At 70.5% G+C, this 2920-nt stretch carries 3 protein-coding genes; all 3 read left to right on the plus strand.

Annotated features, from left to right (window positions below):
• The coding region (locus ACWGH4_RS33655; protein WP_453467538.1) for an NAD(P)-dependent oxidoreductase at positions 1-706 on the plus strand (706 nt) is incomplete at its 5' end.
• Positions 703-1719 carry an amidohydrolase family protein gene (locus ACWGH4_RS33660; RefSeq protein ID WP_453467540.1) on the plus strand — a complete coding sequence of 339 codons (1017 nt, stop codon included), beginning with the start codon at positions 703-705 and terminating at the stop codon, positions 1717-1719. The genes ACWGH4_RS33655 and ACWGH4_RS33660, both read left to right, overlap by 4 nt.
• Before the next feature lie 17 nt (positions 1720-1736).
• Positions 1737-2920 (plus strand): cytochrome P450 family protein (locus tag ACWGH4_RS33665; protein WP_453467542.1); only part of this gene is annotated, 1184 nt, incomplete at its 3' end.

The following is a 2920-nucleotide window of genomic DNA, read 5'->3' on the forward strand; positions in this document are numbered from 1 at the left end:
AGGCACGAGCGCCGTCATCTGCACGGTCGCCGACGGCGACGCCCTCAAAACCGTGCTGCGCGGCCCGGACGGTGTCCTGTCCAGAGGCACCTACCCCGGCGCACTGATCTGCGCCAGCACCGTCGCCCCCGAGGAAGTCGTCCGCCTCGCCGACGACGTCCCCTCCGTCATGGACGTCGGCATGCTCGGCAACCGCGACCACGCCCGCGACGGCGAACTGCGGCTGTTCGTCGGCGGCGAGGAGCGGGTCTTCACCGCCGGCCGGCCCCTGCTGGAGATGCTGGGCAAGGAGGTCGTCCATCTGGGCGCACTCGGCTCCGGCATGCGGATGAAGCTGCTCCTCAATCTCCTCATGGGGATAGAGGTGCAGGCCATGGCTGAGGCCGCCGAACTGGCGGCCGTCTGCGGCCTGGACAAGCAGCTCGTTCTCAGGACCATCGCGGGCAGCGGCTTCGCCTCGCCGGTCATGTCGTTCAAGTCGCGGCGCCTGGCCACCGGGCGTTTCGACGAGCCGGACTTCCGGCTGCGCCTGATGGCGAAGGACCTCATGCTCGCCACGGAGCAGGCGGCCGCGGCAGGCCTGCACCTTCCGCTCACCGCCGCAGCCGCACAGACCCACGCCCGTGCCACCGAGCAGGGGCTCGGCGACGAGGACTGTGCCGCGGTGACCCGTGCAGTCACACCGGAACCGGGAACCCACACATGATCATCGACATCCACGGACATCTGTCCCCGCCCCAGGCGGCCGGCCGCTTCCCCATGCCCCCGAGCCTGACCGACGTCGACGGCATGCTCGCGGCCCGCGCCGAGGCCGGGATCGACCTCACCATCATCGGCAGCCCGGTGGGCGCCGGCGCGATGGCGCGGGTCCCGGGCGTGGACAACTACAAGCAGCCGCGCGACCGGCTGCGTGGTTTCCACGCCTGGATGTCGGGTCTGATCTCCCAGTTCCCGGACCAGTTGCGCGGGTACGTCTACGCCAACCCGTTCGGCGACGACGATCACCTGGAAGGGGTGCGGGAGACCCTGGCGGACCCCGCGTTCGTCGGCCTGATCACCACGTCCAGCGTCCACGGCGAGCTGCTCGGCTCGCCGCGGGCGGACTCCTTCTTCGCGCTGGCCGCGGAGGCGGGAGTCCCGGTCCTGGTACACGCACCGGCCGAACCGGCCGGCACGGAGAAGGTGGACACCATCGGCTTCGTCGAGCAGATCGGACGGTTCGGCGACGTCACCCTGGGCATGGCCATGATCGCGTTCGCGGGATGGCTGGACAAGTACCCGGACCTGCGGCTGATCGGCGCGACCGGCGGCGGCGCGATGGCGCTGCTGCCGGAGCGCCTGCAGACGGCGGCGAGCCCCCGGCACTGGGGCGGCGGAGCACCATCCTCCGCCGCCCCGGCCGCCCCCGCAGCGCCGGGGGCCGCACCCGGCCGGCCGGCCCCCGCCGCGCCGCCCTCCCTCCCGCCGTCGACCGACCCCGCCGCGGCCCTGCAGCGCATGTACGTCGACACCAGCCCGTTCAGCCCCGCGCACCTGAGCCTCAACGCGGAGGTCCTCGGACCCGAGCGGATGCTGTTCGGCAGCGACTCGCCGCCGCTGTCCGCGCCGCTGGAGGACCTGATCCGCATGATCGAGAAGCTGCCCGTGGACAAGGCGTCCCAGCAGCTCATCCTCGGCGGCAACGCCGAGACCCTCTTCGACCTCAGGAGCCGTCCGTGACCACCACGCAGGACCCCGTGACCACCGCGCAGGACCCCGTCGCCACAGCCGAGCAGTGCACCGCCGAGTTCCGGCGCAACCCGCACCCGGTCTACGCCGCCCTGCGGGACACGGCGCCCGTCTGCCCGATGAAGCCGCCGCACGGCGTCGAAACGTACCTGATCACACGGTACGAGGACGCCCGGGCCGCACTCTCCGACCCCCGGCTGAGCAAGGACATGTACGGGGCCATGGACGCCTACCGGAGAATCTTCGGCGACTCGTCGGTCTCGCTGGACGACAACATGCTCAACGCCGACGCGCCCAAACACACCCGGCTGCGCAAACTCGTCAACGCCGAGTTCACCCCGCGCCGCGTCGAGGCGCTGCGGCCGAAGATCCAGACCATCGTCGACCAGCTCCTCGACGCATGCCCCACCCGCGAACCGCTGGACCTGCTGCCCGCGTTCGCGTTCCCACTGCCGATCACCGTGATCTGCGAACTGCTCGGCGTGCCGCCCGAGGAACGGGCCCACATGCAGCGCCTGTCCACCACAGTGGCGCAGACAGGCTTCAGCAAGGAAGCCAAACAGGCCCAGCAGAAGGCGGAAGAGGACCTGCACGCCTACTTCACCGAACTCGTCGCGCGCAAGCGCGAACACCCGGGCGACGACCTGCTCAGCGCGCTCACCGAGGCCCAGGACCAGGACGGCGGCCTCACGGAGAACGAGCTGATCTCGACGGCGTTCCTGCTGATGTTCGCCGGCCACAAGACGACCGCGTACCTCATCGGCAACGCCGTCCACCACTTCCTGGCCCATCCCGCACAACTGCAGGCCGTGCGGAAAAACCCGGAACTGATCGGCCCCGCGGTGGAAGAACTGGTGCGCTACGACGGCTCGGTGGAAAGCGCCACGTTCCGGTTCGCGACCGAGGACGTGGAAATCGGCGGTACGCAAATCCCCAAGGGCGCACTGGTACAGATCTCGCTCCTCTCGGCGAATCGCGACCCACGGAAGTTCGACGCCCCGGACGACTTCGACGTGAACCGGCCGGGAAACACGCACCTCGGGTTCGGCCACGGCAGCCACTACTGCCTGGGCGCACCACTGGCCCGGCTGGAGATGCAACTGGCCCTCACCAGCCTCTTCGGCCGGTTCCCCAGGATCGCCCTGGCCGCTCCCGAGGCCGGCCCGAAGTGGATGGAAGTCCCCTTCCCGGC

It is taken from the genome of Streptomyces sp. NPDC054847 (assembly GCF_053610925.1).

Coding starts and splice junctions, on each gene's coding strand:
- ACWGH4_RS33660 (WP_453467540.1), top strand. CDS start 703: ATGATCATCGACATCCACGGACATCTGTCCCCGCCCCAGGCGGCCGGC.